The 15,703-nt window shown below is 38.3% G+C and carries 14 protein-coding genes; 9 read left to right on the forward strand and 5 right to left on the reverse strand.

The genetic code is table 11. The features are described from left to right. Positions 1-6 precede the first annotated feature (6 nt). Positions 7-918 carry a type II secretion system F family protein gene (locus ACFSFW_RS20005; protein WP_388040779.1) on the forward strand — a complete coding sequence of 304 codons (912 nt, stop codon included), beginning with the start codon at positions 7-9 and terminating at the stop codon, positions 916-918. Between the two features lie 74 nt (positions 919-992). On the opposite strand, the gene ACFSFW_RS20010 is transcribed toward ACFSFW_RS20005, so the two are convergent. After that, the gene (locus ACFSFW_RS20010; RefSeq protein ID WP_465253936.1) at positions 993-2,210 is read right to left on the reverse strand and encodes an MFS transporter; all 1,218 of its coding nucleotides are present in this window, start codon (positions 2,208-2,210) and stop codon (positions 993-995) included. A gap of 177 nt (positions 2,211-2,387) precedes the next feature. Between ACFSFW_RS20010 and ACFSFW_RS20015 the strand changes: the two genes are divergently transcribed. The 4 genes from ACFSFW_RS20015 (at position 2,388) to ACFSFW_RS20030 (ending at position 5,988) form a co-directional block, all read left to right on the forward strand. Then, complete coding sequence (locus tag ACFSFW_RS20015; protein WP_388040783.1) at positions 2,388-3,824, forward strand: DEAD/DEAH box helicase; 1,437 nt, start codon at positions 2,388-2,390, stop codon at positions 3,822-3,824. A gap of 185 nt (positions 3,825-4,009) precedes the next feature. Beyond that, positions 4,010-5,038 carry an alpha/beta fold hydrolase gene (locus ACFSFW_RS20020; protein WP_388040785.1) on the forward strand — a complete coding sequence of 343 codons (1,029 nt, stop codon included), beginning with the start codon at positions 4,010-4,012 and terminating at the stop codon, positions 5,036-5,038. Between the two features lie 19 nt (positions 5,039-5,057). Continuing rightward, positions 5,058-5,399 carry a hypothetical protein gene (locus ACFSFW_RS20025; protein ID WP_388040786.1) on the forward strand — a complete coding sequence of 114 codons (342 nt, stop codon included), beginning with the start codon at positions 5,058-5,060 and terminating at the stop codon, positions 5,397-5,399. A gap of 139 nt (positions 5,400-5,538) precedes the next feature. Next, entirely contained in the window at positions 5,539-5,988 is a 450-nt protein-coding gene (locus ACFSFW_RS20030) for a YueI family protein (RefSeq protein WP_388040788.1), read from the forward strand. Positions 5,989-6,084: 96 nt separating this feature from the next. Here the strand turns inward: ACFSFW_RS20030 and ACFSFW_RS20035 are convergent, their stop codons facing one another. The 4 genes from ACFSFW_RS20035 to ACFSFW_RS20050 are packed head-to-tail and all read right to left on the reverse strand — an operon-like array spanning position 6,085 to position 9,464. Beyond that, positions 6,085-6,687 (reverse strand): response regulator transcription factor, encoded by a 603-nt coding sequence (locus ACFSFW_RS20035; RefSeq protein WP_304215312.1) that lies wholly within the window; start codon positions 6,685-6,687, stop codon positions 6,085-6,087. Beyond that, positions 6,684-7,820 carry a sensor histidine kinase gene (locus tag ACFSFW_RS20040; protein ID WP_304215310.1) on the reverse strand — a complete coding sequence of 379 codons (1,137 nt, stop codon included), beginning with the start codon at positions 7,818-7,820 and terminating at the stop codon, positions 6,684-6,686. The genes ACFSFW_RS20035 and ACFSFW_RS20040 overlap by 4 nt, the downstream gene beginning before the upstream one ends. A 2-nt stretch (positions 7,821-7,822) precedes the next feature. After that, the gene (locus tag ACFSFW_RS20045; RefSeq protein WP_304215309.1) at positions 7,823-8,563 is read right to left on the reverse strand and encodes an ABC transporter permease; all 741 of its coding nucleotides are present in this window, start codon (positions 8,561-8,563) and stop codon (positions 7,823-7,825) included. Position 8,564: 1 nt separating this feature from the next. Further along, the gene (locus tag ACFSFW_RS20050; RefSeq protein WP_304215307.1) at positions 8,565-9,464 is read right to left on the reverse strand and encodes an ABC transporter ATP-binding protein; all 900 of its coding nucleotides are present in this window, start codon (positions 9,462-9,464) and stop codon (positions 8,565-8,567) included. Positions 9,465-9,714: 250 nt separating this feature from the next. Here ACFSFW_RS20050 and ACFSFW_RS20055 point away from each other — a divergent pair, with 250 nt between their 5' ends. The 4 genes from ACFSFW_RS20055 to ACFSFW_RS20070 all read left to right on the forward strand — a co-directional run bounded on the left by ACFSFW_RS20055 (position 9,715) and on the right by ACFSFW_RS20070 (position 15,566). Next, on the forward strand, positions 9,715-11,217 hold the full coding sequence (locus ACFSFW_RS20055) for a nitrate/nitrite transporter (protein ID WP_304215305.1): 1,503 nt from the start codon (positions 9,715-9,717) through the stop codon (positions 11,215-11,217). A 238-nt stretch (positions 11,218-11,455) separates the two neighbouring features. Further along, positions 11,456-14,566: an alpha/beta hydrolase domain-containing protein gene (locus tag ACFSFW_RS20060; protein WP_304215304.1), complete on the forward strand. Its 3,111-nt coding sequence runs from the start codon at positions 11,456-11,458 to the stop codon at positions 14,564-14,566. A gap of 223 nt (positions 14,567-14,789) precedes the next feature. Beyond that, positions 14,790-15,215, forward strand: coding sequence for a hemerythrin domain-containing protein (locus tag ACFSFW_RS20065; RefSeq protein WP_304215302.1), 426 nt, complete (start codon positions 14,790-14,792; stop codon positions 15,213-15,215). Positions 15,216-15,254: 39 nt separating this feature from the next. Next, positions 15,255-15,566, forward strand: coding sequence for a hypothetical protein (locus tag ACFSFW_RS20070; protein ID WP_304215300.1), 312 nt, complete (start codon positions 15,255-15,257; stop codon positions 15,564-15,566). The last annotated feature ends 137 nt before the right edge of the window (positions 15,567-15,703 follow it).

Raw genomic sequence — 15,703 nt, forward strand, 5'->3', positions numbered from 1 at the left:
GTTCCAATGATACAAATCTTTTTTATTGTCGCTAGTTTTCTTTGTTTTATGTTGGTCATTGGTGGGCTGCTAAGTCTAATCTATAAAAAGGATATTGCGATTGAGGTGCGGACTAAGCATTATTTTGGTCCAGACATAGAAAGAGAAATACCTGTGAAGAAACAAAAATTACAGTTGCATGTAATGAAAAATTATAGCGACAAGCTCAAGTTGGTCGTCGATAAAAAAATGGCGAGTTCGAAAAAAAGAGAACTCGAGAGAAGGCTACGTGAAGCGGGATATCCGTTGAATATGTCAGCCATCGACTTTCGTTTTTTACAGCTGTTAATTGGGGGTGTCCTGTTTCTATCGGTCTTTTTGTTATTAGGTAGTACGGCCATTTTTTCAAGGATTTTACTAGCGAGTGTGGTTGCGGCTCTAGGGATTTATTATCCTTCTTTTTATTTAAGTACAATTATTAAAAAACGGAGACATCAGATTCAAAAGAGTATGTCTGATTTTTTTGATATGGTCAATTTATCGATTGAGGCAGGAATGGGGCTTGATGCCTCGATCCAAAAGGTATGCAAGCAAATGAAAGGGCCATTGTCAGAGGAATTTATGCAAACAATGGAGGACATGAAGCTAGGAAAGTCAAGGAGAGAAGCATTTGCAGATCTTCGAGCCAGGGTTCCAATCCCACAATTCCAAAGTATCATTACTTCACTCATTCAAGCGGACATGTTAGGTGTAGGTATGGCAAAGGTTCTCCACCAACTGACACAACGAATTAGGGAACAACGGACTCAATTTGCACGTGAACAGGCCATGAAGGCACCAGTCAAAATGATTTTTCCAATGATGCTATTTATCTTCCCGTCCATCTTTATCGTGTTAATGGGACCGTTAATTATTTATCTAATCGAAAATGTAATGTAGGACAGTGGACCTGTCCAAACATAGAAAAAGGTGACCTGAATTTGGTCACCTTTTTTAGAGCAGTCATTGTCCCATCAAATCATCGCTTTGACTTGCGGTTTAGTTTTTGAATTTCTTTGCCACATGATTGTGATGAATAATGTGACAATGAGAAGGATTAGCCCTAAGATGAATGGATAGATAATATTAACATCATATAATAATCCGCCAAGTGTTGGGCCTAATATATTTCCGATACTCATATAAGCGTTATTCATTCCCATCGCAAATCCTTGTTCGTTGCCTGCAAGCTTAGAAATTAGCGTGTTAAGCACAGGACGTAGGATGGAAGTAGCAAGGAAAACGAGTAGCGAAATAGCAAAAAACATTTTAAAACTAGTAGCAACTAATGAAAGAAGGAAGCCAAAAGCAGCCACAGAAATAAAAATGTTTAAGATTTTTCCTTCTCCAAAGCGTGTTACCATGCGATCTACAACGAATAATTGAACTATAACACTTACAAGTCCAGTTGATGTTACCATGATTGCAATATCCTGAGGTGTGGCTTGATATTGGTTATCGACGAAAAGTCCGATAACTGATTCGAATGCCATTAATCCGAAGCTCATCACCAGTGTTATAATCAATGGAATGAAAAATGGCATTCGAACAGAACGTACTAGCTTTTTTGCCATTGTTTCATCATCAACAGGCATGAATCCCTCTTCTTTTTGTTGACTTTCCTTTAGGACCGCAAACGAGAATATAACCGACACGAGTGAAACCAATGCGGAAATTAAAAAAGGAAATTTCAATCCAAAGTCAGCTAAAAATCCACCGATACCAGGTCCCACTACGATTCCAAGAGACATTGCCGCTGATACATAACTATTCCCTTTTGCACGTTGTTCCATCGTTGTGATATCTGCAACATAGGCAAAAATAGCTGGAATAAGAAGTGCTGCACCAATTCCACCAACAACGCGGGATGCATAGAGTAGCCAAATTGAATCTACAAAATAAAAAATAAACATGGACAATGTTAACCCGGATAGTCCATATATAATCATCTTTCTACGGCCATATTGGTCCGTCCATTTACCTGCGATCGGTGAGAAAATAAATTGCGCACCAGCAAAAATAGCAATCATGAGGCCAGCTGCTTTTCCGCCTTCATTAATTGATTCTAGATAAGCAGGCAAAATGGGAATAATAATCCCAAAACTCCCTATTGCGATAAACATATTGATCATCAAAATGATCATTTTTTTACGTTGGTCTGCTGACATTAATACACCTCTTTTTTCATGAATATTTATATAAAAACTTTAATTCTATTTCTCATTAGCTATACTAAGTTAATACATCCCTATCCAGTTGTCAACGAGAAAAAATTGGGTCACAGGAACAGGTCCCGCGTCCCACCATATTTTTCCTGGGACAAGGGACCTGTCCCTCTGTCCCACAATAAATATAGATGAGGTAATTATATGAATGGTTTTGAAAGATTTAATTTAAGTGATGAAATTGTGAAGGCACTTTCGGGTTTGCGTTATCAAGTTCCAACTGAAATTCAAGCGAAGGTGATACCGGTTGCTATGCAGAAGAATGACATAGTTGGAAAATCGCAAACCGGTAGTGGTAAGACTGCAGCTTTTGCGATTCCAATTTGTGAATTGGTTGATTGGGGTGAAAATAAGCCACAAGCCTTGATTTTAACCCCGACAAGAGAGCTTGCTGCACAGGTGAAAGAAGATGTTATTCATATTGGTCGATTTAAGCGAATCAAAGCAACTGCTATTTTTGGAAAGCAATCCTATGAACGACAAAAGTTAGAGTTAAAGCAAAAGACACATGTAGTTGTGGGGACACCAGGAAGGGTACTAGACCATATTCAAAAGGGAACGCTTTTTGTGGACCATATTAAATTTCTAGTAATTGATGAAGCTGACGAGATGCTGAATATGGGATTCATAGAACAGGTGGAGTCAATTATTCAAGCCCTTCCGACTGAGCGGGTTACGATGCTGTTTTCAGCAACATTACCTGAAGATGTTGAAGCTCTTTCGGCCAAGTATATGAAAAAGCCAGAATATATTGAAGTTAAAAATCCAATTGTTGCAAAAGGAAAGATTGAGCATTCTTTAATGACTGTTGAAGAGGAAGACAAACTTTCAATTTTAAAGGACATTACGATTGTTGAAAATCCAGATAGCTGTATTATTTTTTGCGGAACACAGCAGGGTGTAGACGATTTGCATAGAAAGTTGGCAAAAGCCAATTATTCCTGCGGGAAAATTCACGGTGGTATGGTTCAAGAAGAGCGTTTCTCAGTGATGGATGATTTTAAAAAGGGTAAGTTTCGGTATTTAGTAGCGACAGATGTTGCGGCAAGAGGGATAGATGTTGAGGATATTTCGCTTGTGATCAGTTACGATGTGCCTCAGGATAAAGAGCGGTATGTTCATCGAATTGGAAGAACGGGTCGTGCAGGTAAAACTGGAAAAGCAATTACTCTCGCAACATCCCAAGAAGAAAATCTAGTAAAAGAAATTGAAGAATACATCGGTGAGGAAATTCGCAACATCGACTCTCCAACTAAGGAAGAAGTTGCTCGTGCAAAATCAGCCTTTGTAGAAAAAATGAACGCCAAGCCACAACTTAAACAAGATAAAGCAAAGCAAGTTAACAAAGATATTTTAAAGCTTTATTTTAATGGCGGAAAGAAAAAGAAGCTGCGGGTGGTCGATTTTGTGGGAACGATTGCTAAAATTCCTGGAGTATCTGCAGATGATATTGGAATCATCACCATCCAAGAAAACGCAACCTATGTGGACATCCTAAACGGGAAAGGCCAACGTGTTTTAACAGCAATGAAACAAACAACTATTAAAGGAAAACAACTAAAAGTACATATTGCAAAATAGCAAAACCTGACTTCATGTCCTAGGCTCCAAACAGGTCCCTTGTCCCACCATTTTTTTCTGGGACAAGGGACCTGTCCCTGTAACCCAACAGTGCCCACATCGATGAATCATTGAAAAGGAATTTTGAGGTGGTTGAGAGAATAGAGTATTATATATTATTTTTGTTTTCTGAGAGGTTGGTTGATTTGGGGATATTTTCGCGTAAGCCTGATTTTGAGATTCCTTCAAGTGGGATCCAGTCGGTTGAGGTGGTTACTCTTGGTGGGATAAAGCAATCGATTTTAATTCAAGCGGATGATGTAACAAAGCCGGTTCTACTTTGTATTCATGGTGGTCCTTCTATGCCGTTACCAGGTATTTCTTCAAAGGGAAGGGATTATACGATTATCACGAATACGAAGGAACTAGTGAAAAAATTTGTAGTTGTCTTTTGGGATCAGCGTGGAACGGGTAAATCATATCATCAGGAAATTCCACAAGAGTCTATGACAATTGAACAATTTATTTCGGATGCGAATGAATTAGTGGACTATTTGCGGGACCGCTTTAAGCAGGAAAAGATTTTCCTTGCTGCACATTCATGGGGAACTACTATTGGATTAAACCTAGCTTCAAGGTATCCTGAAAAGTTTAATTCATATGTAGGAATTTCACAGATTATTAGCTGGACAGAGAATGATGGATTGGCTCTTAAATGGCTAAAGGAAGAAGCGAAAAGACGTGGAAATAAGAAAGCAATCACAGAACTTGAAAATGTAGGAGAACCACCTTATATTGAGAGTTTTGAACAGTGGAGTGTCATTCGAAAATGGCAGCGTATCTTCAATACATTAGTCTATCAAACTGAAGATGCACCTGGGCTATTTGCACTCACAATGGATATGGTAAGGTCTGAGGAGTATTCATTGAAGGATGTGTATCATACCTTTTATAAAGGCTTCAAGCTTATCTATTCACAGAGATTTATAGAAGAACTGGCTACTAATAACTTTATGGAGTCAGTACCCGAACTTCCTATACCAGTTACGTTTATTCACGGACGACATGATTTTCACGTGAATGGTAGCCTAGTAGAATCTTATTTTAATCAGATGGATGCACCAAAAGGAAAACGGATGATTTGGGCGGAGAAATCTGCGCATGCTTTTCATCCAAGTGATACAAAACGAATAGAGCAACATTTAATAGAAGAGTTAAGTCAATTGAAAATGTAAGAGGCAGAAGGGAGTTCCTATGGATTTTGTTGAGATTGCGATACTAGTCTTAATATGGGGAATATTTGGGTTCAATATTATCAAGGTATACAATAAAGCGAAAAAAGAGAAACGCAATCAAATTTTTGACTATAAAAATTTCGAATTCTGGGAAGAAAGCATGCGGCTCATAGGTATACTGCTATTTATTTCGGGGCTCATTGCAGGTATTGCCTTAGTAAAACATATCGGTGCCTACTTATTAGCAAGCGGTTGGCTATTATCAGGCATCCTATTATTAGGGAAAAATAAAAAAAGAGGCGCCATCATCATGACAATGGCGGTCCTTTTTGGGGTAATTTATTATCTAATATGGTTTTAAAAAATGGGGCATCGGTGGGTGCTCCATTTTATATTGTATATTCCTATGAACATAGACGTGCCGAACAGAATACTCATAAATGAAGCAAGATATTGTTATAATTGGAAATAATAAAGGCGAGCGAAAAGGGGAGGACGGTATGACGAAGCAGAATGTAGATGACTATCTTCAGCAGGGCATACATGGGACGAAGGAAATAAAACCAGAAGAACGCAAACAATTTCTTGGAACCATTAGGGAACGTGTATTATTGGCGTTAACTCAATCCCAGGTGAGAGAAAATAAGGTTTTCCAGGAAGTCCAGGATGCATGTAAAAAAAACACCGGGGTACATATGTACTTAAATGGTCATATGAATTATCGCTTTTTATCAAAATATGTGAAGCTGGCTAGTACAAACAACAAGGAGTACACACTCGTCACGAACAAGGACTACAATTCGGACCTCGGGCTAGTACTTGCATTCGATCATGCCATCGATAAAGAGGATATTTATATAACGGAAAAAGGAAAACCAATACTAACACAAGAGAATAAATCCGAAAAAAAAGGACTCCTCTCACTTTTTAAAAAAACCTTTAAAAAGTAGGGAAGAGTCCCTTTTTTTGTGGCTGGGACACAGGGACAGGTCCCGCGTTCCACCATTTTTTTCCTGGTACAAGGGACCTGTCCCTCTGACCCAAATTTAGATCCATCTTTTTTCTTTTGCGACGGTAACAGCTTCGGTACGATTTTTTACGCCTAGTTTGTTAATGATTTCGGACATATAATTTCGGACAGTTCCAGCTGATAAAAATAATTGTGATGAAATTTCTTTTGAGGTTTTTCCCTCTGAGGCCAATCGAAGTACGGCCTGTTCACGTTCTGTTAAGGGATTGTCATCTTTCATGCTGCCGAAAATCAGTTCAGGAGCAAATTCACGTTTTCCTTTCATCACACTTCGAATGGATTCCGCAAGCTCATCAACTGACCCGTCTTTTAGCATATACCCGTGTACGCCAATTTTTACTGCTTGCTCAAAATAACCTGGACGGGCAAAAGTGGTCAAAATAATGATTTTACATGTAGAAAAATGATTTTTAGCCTCCTCGGCTACTTTAAGTCCGCTCATATAGGGCATTTCAATATCCATTAAACAAATATCGGGCTGAAGGGATAGTATCAGCTTCAATGCCTCTTTTCCATTGGATGCTTCCCCAACGATTTCAATGTCATCCTCAAAATCGAGTAAAGAGCCTAAAGCTCCTCTAAGCATACCTTGATCCTCGGCAATCATTACTCTAATCAAGAACCAACACCAGCCTTTTTCTCCTTTGCAATTATGGGAACAGTGATAATTAATTTAGTTCCATTTTGCGAAATTGCTTCTCCGAAACCGTCGATTAAATGTAATCGCTCCTTTATTCCTTTTAACCCATTACCGTCAGCATTCTGTTCATCTAGACCTTTCCCATTATCAGAGATGGAAAGTTCGATTTCGCCCGGTTTTTTCAATAAATGTACAGTACAGTTATTCGCAGCACTATGTTTAACAACGTTTGTAATCCCTTCTTTTAGGCATAAACTCAGGATATTTTGAGTGAGCAATGGGACATCTTCTAGTTTTGAATCTCCATCAAACTCAAAAGAAATGCCTGCAGTTTTTAAAATGTTCTCCGTTTCAATTAGTTCTTCTGCAATGGTGACGGCCCTCATATCAGAAACTAATTCTCTTACTTGTGTCAAAGCAGTGCGAGAGGTTCTTTCAATCTCTTTTGTCTCAAGCTTAGCTTTTTCAATGTCCTTACTTATCAATTTGTGAACGAGCTGACTTTTTAAGGTAATCATTGAAAGCGTGTGTCCTAACGTATCATGAAGGTCTCTTGCAATCCTTAACCGTTCTTCACGTTTCACTAGCTCCTCAATTTGTTCATTTGCTTCCTCAAGTTTTTTTTCTAGCTCCATACGGCTATTCATTGAGCGGATACCGAATGGAGAAACAATCATAATGATAATAAAAATACCATAAAAGTACATCGACTCTAGAATCAAAGAATCCCAATGAATCAGAAGTGGAATGATAATTGAAAGGGTAAAGAACCCTAATGCGCGATAAAAATAAACCTTTTTACTATACCAGCCAATAAAATGAGCTGGAAAGAACCCTAAGAATAAATTATAAAGATTATAAGAGATTGCAAGGATCATAACCAAAATAATTTGGACAACTAACCAATATGCATAGGTCTTTTTATCGGAAGAGTTATAGAGTTGTCGATAGGTTACGAGAAACAATAGTAGCAGTCCAATCCCTGCAACTTGTTTCCAACTATGCTCCAATAAAACATAGTAGGCAGGCATGACCAGATAAATTAAAAAGATATATGGGAAGAATCCGTACCTAGCAGGAAAGATCCGAAACTCTTTTATTTTTTGTAGCATTCTTACACCGCCACTTCTTGTTTTCTCCTTGTATAACCTGATATTACCATGAACAGAAGGAGATACCCAACCAAAAGTGTAAAATTAATCCAGTCTGGTTGGCCGCCACGGACAATTTCCCATGCACCACTGCCAAAGTGATAGGAAGGGAGCCATTTTCCAATGGATTGAACGAAATTTGGCAGTATCTCCATTGGCATCCACATACCACCACACAGCGCTAGAACCATATAAATCATATTCGAGACGCCAGAGGCTGTATCCACCCTTTTCATCGTTCCTACTAGTGTCCCTATAGCAAGAAAAGGCAATGAGCCGAACAGTAACCACATTCCGCACATTAGCCACTCAAGAAGGGTGAGGGAGATCCCATTAATAAGTGCACCTGAAGTAAATATCATCACAATCGAAAAAACATGAATGACTGTTTGCCCAATCATTTTTGCTGCGAAATATGCTTGGTCAGATAATGGGGTAATTCTCATAAACATTGACCAGCCTTGTTTTCTTTCCTCCACAAGACGTATTCCAAGTGTCATAATAGCAGATCCCATTACACTAAATGCAGCCATTGACATTAAATAATGAGCTTGCCATAACTGTTGATCGTCCATTCCTGAATTAAAAATTCTCGTAAAAACGACGTAAAAGACGATCGGCATGAACAAAGACCAAAATACATAGTAGGGATTACGGAAAATTCTCAGAACCTCGTACTTACATTGCATTAAAAAACCGTTCATACTATATAACCTCCCTTTTTTCAACTAACTGTTCAAACGCATCCTCGAGACGCCCGCGTTCAATTTCGATATTTTGAACGGAAAGTTTCTGAGCAAAAATAGAGGCTAGGACTCCATCTGTATGATCTGTTAATAAAAATATCCGACCATTCTTTTCATACACATCTGCTACATGCGGAAGATTTTTTAATTTTTCAAAGCTAATTGCAGAAATTGGAGTAAAAGAAACAGACTGCTTTAATAAACTAGCCTTTATACTTTTGGGGGTTCCGTCCCCAATGATGTTTCCTTCGTGAAAGAGAATGACTCTTTCAGCAATATCATCGGCCTCCTGTAAATAATGGGTAGTAAATAGAATCGTTTTCCCACGATCTCTCAAATCACGAACTGTATTCCAAAATAGTTTTCTTGAGGTTACATCCATACCAACAGTGGGTTCATCAAAAAATAACACATCAGGATTACCTGCCATTGCAAGCGCAAAACCAAGGCGCCGTTTTTGACCACCAGAAAGTTTATTGGCACGTTTTTGTAACTCATCCTTTGTAAATCCAGTAAAAGCAACCAGATCCTCATATGATAAAGGCTGTGGATAATAACTTCTAAAAAGCTGGATAACCTCTCGTACCTTTAGTGCATCAATCACACTTACCTCTTGTAGCAAAGCTCCGATTTTTTCACGGACGGCTTTTGCTTTTGGATGACTCCCAAATAGTTGAACACTTCCATCAGTTGGCTCCAATAGTCCAAGCATCATCATCATGGTTGTCGTTTTGCCAGCCCCATTAGGACCGAGAATAGCAACAACCTCGCCCTTTTGAATCGAAAAAGAAACCCGATTAACAGCCATCTTGTTTTTAAACAACTTACTAACTTGGTTTAATTCAATAATAGCTTCCATAAAAACACCTCCACCATCATTGTAAAACCGACGGACCACCAATATTAGTGGATAATGTCATCAACCTCAATGACATTTGTCATCTGGGACACAGGGACAGGTCCCGCGTCCCACCATTTTTTTCCTGAGACAATGGACCTGTCCCCTTGACCCACCTCTGGCCCACGAGAAAAAAGTATGTTTGATTTTCTTGAAATTCCGTAAACTAGGAAGAATACATAAAGATTGTTTGGAGGAGGAGTACGAAAGTATGAAGACGCAAAAGTTGCAGTTGCCACTTCAAACCTCAAGTTTGGTTGTAGGTTTTATGGTGTGGGTGATTCTTTCTTCCCTCATGTCGAGCATTAAGCATGATATTCCTTTAACCGATAATCAAACCGCAATGGTTACAGCCGTTCCTGTCATCTTGGGCTCACTGTTGCGAATATTATTAGGATTTTGGACAAATAAATTTGGGGCTAGAAGGTTGTTTTTCCTTGGATTTGTCATCCTGATCCTTCCTATTTTCTATATCAGTATCGCTGATACCATGTTTGATTTGATTCTAGGAGGACTTCTTCTAGGTATTGGGGGAGCCTTGTTTTCGATTGGGGTTACTTCCTTACCGAAGTATTATCCGAAGGAACGTCATGGATTTGTAAATGGGATTTATGGTGCAGGAAATATTGGTACTGCAATCACTTCATTTGCAGCACCAGCGCTTGCAATAAGCATTGGGTGGCAAAGTACGGTCCGATTGTTTTTAATACCAGTCATTTTATTTGCACTTTTAAACTTTTTGCTTGGCGACCGTCATGAACCTAAAGTAAATAAACCATTGAGTGAACAGATAAAAAGCGTTTATAAAAATGAAAAGCTCTGGTTCATTAGCTTATTTTATTTTGTAACCTTTGGATCTTTTGTTGCGTTTACTGTGTATTTACCGAACTTTTTAGTCACTCATTTTGGGTTAACTTCGGTTGACGCGGGATTGCGAACAGCTGGGTTTATTACACTGGCAACCCTAATGCGCCCAATTGGGGGTTGGCTTGGTGATAAGTTTAACCCGTATCTCATTTTGTTTATCGTTTTTAATGTAATCACGTTTGCAGGTGTGCTCTTGGCGTTTACACCTGATATTGTCTTATACACCATTGGCTGTTTACTTATCTCCATTTTTGCGGGAATTGGGAATGGAACGATTTTTAAGCTCGTCCCGTATTATTTTTCAAAGCAAGCTGGGATTGTGAACGGAATCGTATCAGCAATGGGGGGATTAGGTGGTTTCTTCCCACCAATCGTTCTTTCAATCGTGTATGGAATGACAGGACACTATGCGATCGGGTTTATGTCGCTCGCGATGTTTGCACTATTAAGCTCTGTATTCGTTGTGTGGATGTTCTATACTGAAAAAATTCAACTGGAAGCAAAGCTTATCGAGAATGTTGCTCAAGGAATGATGGTTACGAATCAGAAGGGTATTATTCAAAAGGTTAACCATGCATTCACAACGGTTACTGGATTCGAACCGAATGAAGCAATCGGAAAATCGCCAAGTATTCTCCGTTCTGGAAAACATGATGCAGCGTTTTATGAACAAATGTGGGATTCAATTCGATCGAAGGGATTCTGGCAGGGAGAAATTTGGAATCGCCGGAAAAACAAAGAGCTCTATCGTGAATGGCTGACCATTAGTGAAGTGAAAAATGAAGCTGGCGAGGTTAAATATTACGTTGGACTCTTCAATGACCTTACAGAACAACAGGATACATAACAAAGAAAAGCTGAGGGTAAACCTCGGCTTTTTTTATGTAAAGAGACTTTTGGAGGAGTCACACTTCTTTTATTTCGGGACTAAACAACTATTTCATTGCAAATATTCAAAAGATTATAGAAGTAGTATATAGATAACGTTATACTACTGATATATTAATATTTAAGTTAACAGAAATTAAGGAGGTGATTTTAAAAGTTTATGTAAGCGGTTAACTATTTAAAACGAGGTGAAAGGTTTGAAACTAGGTAAACAAATTTCCATTGTTATTCTTTCAGTTATGTTATTAATGAGTGGGGGAATTTCAACAATGGCAGCGAAAGAAGGTTCCCACAAAGCGGACCCGGCAATACAAAATGCAAACGCACATAAAGATCAAGGGAAAATTAAAAAGGCAATAAAACAGATTCCAACTGTGAAAGAAATTCCTTACGACGAAGGGATGACATTTCACAGTGAACCCACTGACAAAAGTCATCCATTCAGTTCCATGTATAGTTCAAGTGGACAAGTAGATATTTGGAATGACTACGGCTATGATGAAAAGGAATTTTTCATGTCAGGGAAAGCGAATGTTTATAGTATAGATGATAAGGATGTTCCTTTTATCAAGTCATCTGACAATGATTATACAACAAGGCTGCTAGTCAGATTTCCAAAGGATCCTGCAAAGTTTTCAGGCCGTGTTTACGTAGACATTTTGAATGCCTCAAGTGGAGTAGACTTAGAAGATACTTGGGGTAGAAGCTATGATTGGTATATGAACGAAGGACATGCCTATATTGGGATTACTTCAAAAACAGATACCATTAATGCTTTAAAAAAGTTCGACAGTGAGAGGTATGCTGACCTTAATTGGCAAGTTAAAGGTGAGGATGAAAATGGTCTGATTTGGGATATGCTTTCCCAATTGGGCTCTAAGCTTCGCAGCAAAAGTGCAGGCGACATTTTGGGTGGTCTAAAACCTAAATTTGTCTATTTATCCGGGCAGAGTCAATCAGGCTTTTATTTAAATACTTATATTACTTTATTTGATCATTTATTAAAAAATTCGAATAAAGGAAAGCCATTATTTGATGGCTATATGAATTTGGTTGGACCTGGCACAACAAATGTTCATTCAGGTGGGCCTCAACCAAGCGTTACTTATTCAGAAACGAGTGTTCCATATATCGTTATTATGTCTGAATTTGAGCATATGTTTGCAAATCTACCAATCTATGAGTATGAGAGAAAACGTGATTCATCTACAACTAAAAATAAGTTTAGATTTTATGAAGTAGCGGGAACACCGCATACAGATCCAACACTGGATGTAATTCCGTTCAGCGATGAAATTAAGCTTGGAAATGGAAAGGGAAGACCGCCAAAAGAATACGATCCTGGTCATTATGAAAGTGATTTAAATTTGCAGATTTATGTAAATGCTGCACAGGAAAACATGCATAAGTGGGTAACCGAAGGAATTCCAGCCCCTTCTGCAGATGACAAATGGATTGATTTTAATGAATCAATTGTAGACGGTAAAACCATTTATACCACTAAAACAGATGAACATGGCAATGCATTGGGGGGTATTCGTGCACCTCAGATTGAGTATCCAATTGCGACCTATTATCCTAGTAGAAATGGTCTTCCTTTTGAAACGAATGGAAGTATGGTTTTCTTCACCGCTGATAAAATAGCAAACTTATACTCTAATTATGAGAAAGATTACAAGAAGCCATTTTTAGAACAGGCAAAAAAACTATTAGATGAAGGATATATTTTACAAGAAGGCTATGATAAGTTAGTTGACTATGTAAATGAAAAGAAAGGCTTCGGCGGACCAGACGCGGATGAGATTTACGCCATTTCAAAAGCTAAACCAACTAAGATTGAGGAAAAACCATTTGACCCTGAAAAAATTGGTTTTGATCATAACGAACAGGATACAGCTGCTAATCCGGAGCTTAGCCATCCATATAATTCGATGCTTGATTCTGTTGGTAAGGTTGATATTTGGAATGATTATGTTTACACGGAAAAGGAATTTTTTCTTTCCGGCAATGCCAATATTTACGAGCTTGGTAATGTTGAAGGGAATGATGTGCCAACCGTAAAAAGTGGTCCATATGATTACACGAACAGAATCATTGTGCGTATGCCAAAGGATATGAAAGATTTCTCCGGTGCAGTTTATATTGATATTTTAAATGCTTCCAATAATTCCGATATGGAAGATACATGGAGAAGAAGCTGGGAGTATTTCATGGATAATGGACATGGCTATATCGGGATCACTTCCAAAAATGTAAATGTTACAGCATTGAAAACATTTGATCCTGTCCGTTATACCGATATTGACTGGGTTGCGGATAATGAAGATCAATATGAAAATGGTTTGTTCTGGGATATGCTTTCACAGCTTGGTGTGGCATTAAATGATGAGAACCAAAGTAAAGAAATTCTTGGTACAAAGCCTGATTTTGTGTTCCTTGGTGGTCAAAGCCAATCAGGTATGTATTTAAATACGTATACAAATGTGTTCCAGCCATACTTATACAATGCTGAAAAAGACGAGTATTTATTTGATGGCTATTATAATTGGGTAGGTGCAATCCCAACTTCAATTCAGCCGTCTAAAGATGTGATGCCATCTTTATATGACAAGAATACGCCAAAGTCCATCTATAAGGCGATGGGAGTTCCGACGATGGTCATTATGTCTCAGGCTGAAGCTGGTTTTAAGGAAGGAAAAGGGCTTTTCCCATCCTATAAAAATAAGCAAGATCAAAACAGCGAGTATGATATATTTAGACTTTATGAAGTAGCGAATGCTCCACATTCAGATGCAATTTCACCGATTATCCAGAATAATGATGTACTTATCAAAGCTGGAGTGAATCCAAGAAAGTATCCGATCAGCACGCTTCCAAATACGATAAAGAGTGATTTGCATATCGATATGTTTGTAAGTGGTGCGCTTGATAACCTTTATGAATATGCGTCTGCTAAAAAAGCTGATCCAAATGCAGAACCGGAAAAATACTTCCCAGTAGCAGACGATAAATGGTTAGAGGTTGACACTAAAACAGGGAAACTCACAAGAGATGCTCATGGAAATGTGACAGGAGGAATCCGCCATCCATTATCGGATAATCCAATTGCAACATATATGATTGAAAGTGATTTTATGACAATGTTTAGTGAAGACAAGCTTAAGAAACTTTATGGTACAAGAGAAAACTGGGTTTCAAAAATGAATGCTTCTGTCGATGATCTTTTAGTACAGGATTTGATTCCGCAATCAGTTGCAGATTCTTACAAAAAGGTTATTGCGAATCATACACAGCCTTGGAATGAGTAATCAAATAATATAAGAATATAACGAAGTAGTAACGAAGAGCTGAGGTGCAAACCTCGGCTCTTTTTGTGTATGTAGCACAAGAATTCGAACAAGAATTTCGCCTATCCATAATTATGACATTTTTCGCAAAATGTAATCTAGTAAGTTTAACGCAACCTAAGATGGAAAGGATTATGAAGGAAGAAGAAATTAATCTTTTGTAAATGATGAAAGGATGATAGTGATGGCAACAGGACCAAGTTTACGAAAAACGGATTCTCATTCAGCGATTCATGAGGCTGCATTACATGAGGCGAAGGAGCTCCGAAATTTATTTAGAAAATGTATTGACCAAGGAGATAAGGAAAAAGCATTACAGGTGGCGGAGATTGCGATTGATCATTGGGAATCGAGAACACTCAAGCATGCGGATTCAGAAGAGGAAGGTTTGTACAAAGAAATAATTGAACAAAACCCGAAACTTGAAAAATTAGTGAATCAATTAACACGTGACCATGATTTAATGCGTCGCATCGTTGCAACGATGAAGAAAAGCCTTGAGACACAAGAAGCGGATCACCGGATGATTCCACTACTTGATAGCTTAATAATAATAGATGAAATCCATAATGATGATGAAATGAATAAACTGCTAGCAACTAACGAATAATAAAATGAAAAATTAGGAAATAGAGGAAAGGGGATGTAAATGGGTAAAAAAGAGGCAATTGAGGAAAAAATGCTGCGTTTTGCGGCTCCAAACTTATATCAGAAGATGGTTGAAACATTTTTAGCATATAACATTCATTCCTATGACATCTATGCCACTGTCGTGAAGCAGGAAAATGGGTTTGAGCTCACTTTGCGATTCTCAGAGTCATTTTCACAAGCTGTTACGGGCTTTGTAAGCTTTGAACAAGCAGAAAATCCGGATGAAGAGGTTACAAACTTTTTTAAAGAAACCGCAGAAAAATGTAAGAATCAGTTGATTTCCGACTATTACAAGATGATTAAACTATAAAAATATCGTACTTAGTTTTTGGTGTCTAGTTCCAAGCGCCATCGGCTCGAGGTCATAAGGCAATCGCTTCGGAAGGCAAAAAGCGCCTTCTGTCAGCGCTCGTCTTATGCTTGTCGCCGATAAGCAGGCGCTTTGCA

Source organism: Ferdinandcohnia salidurans, from assembly GCF_042680725.1.
GTDB lineage: Bacteria > Bacillota > Bacilli > Bacillales > Bacillaceae_L > Ferdinandcohnia > Ferdinandcohnia salidurans.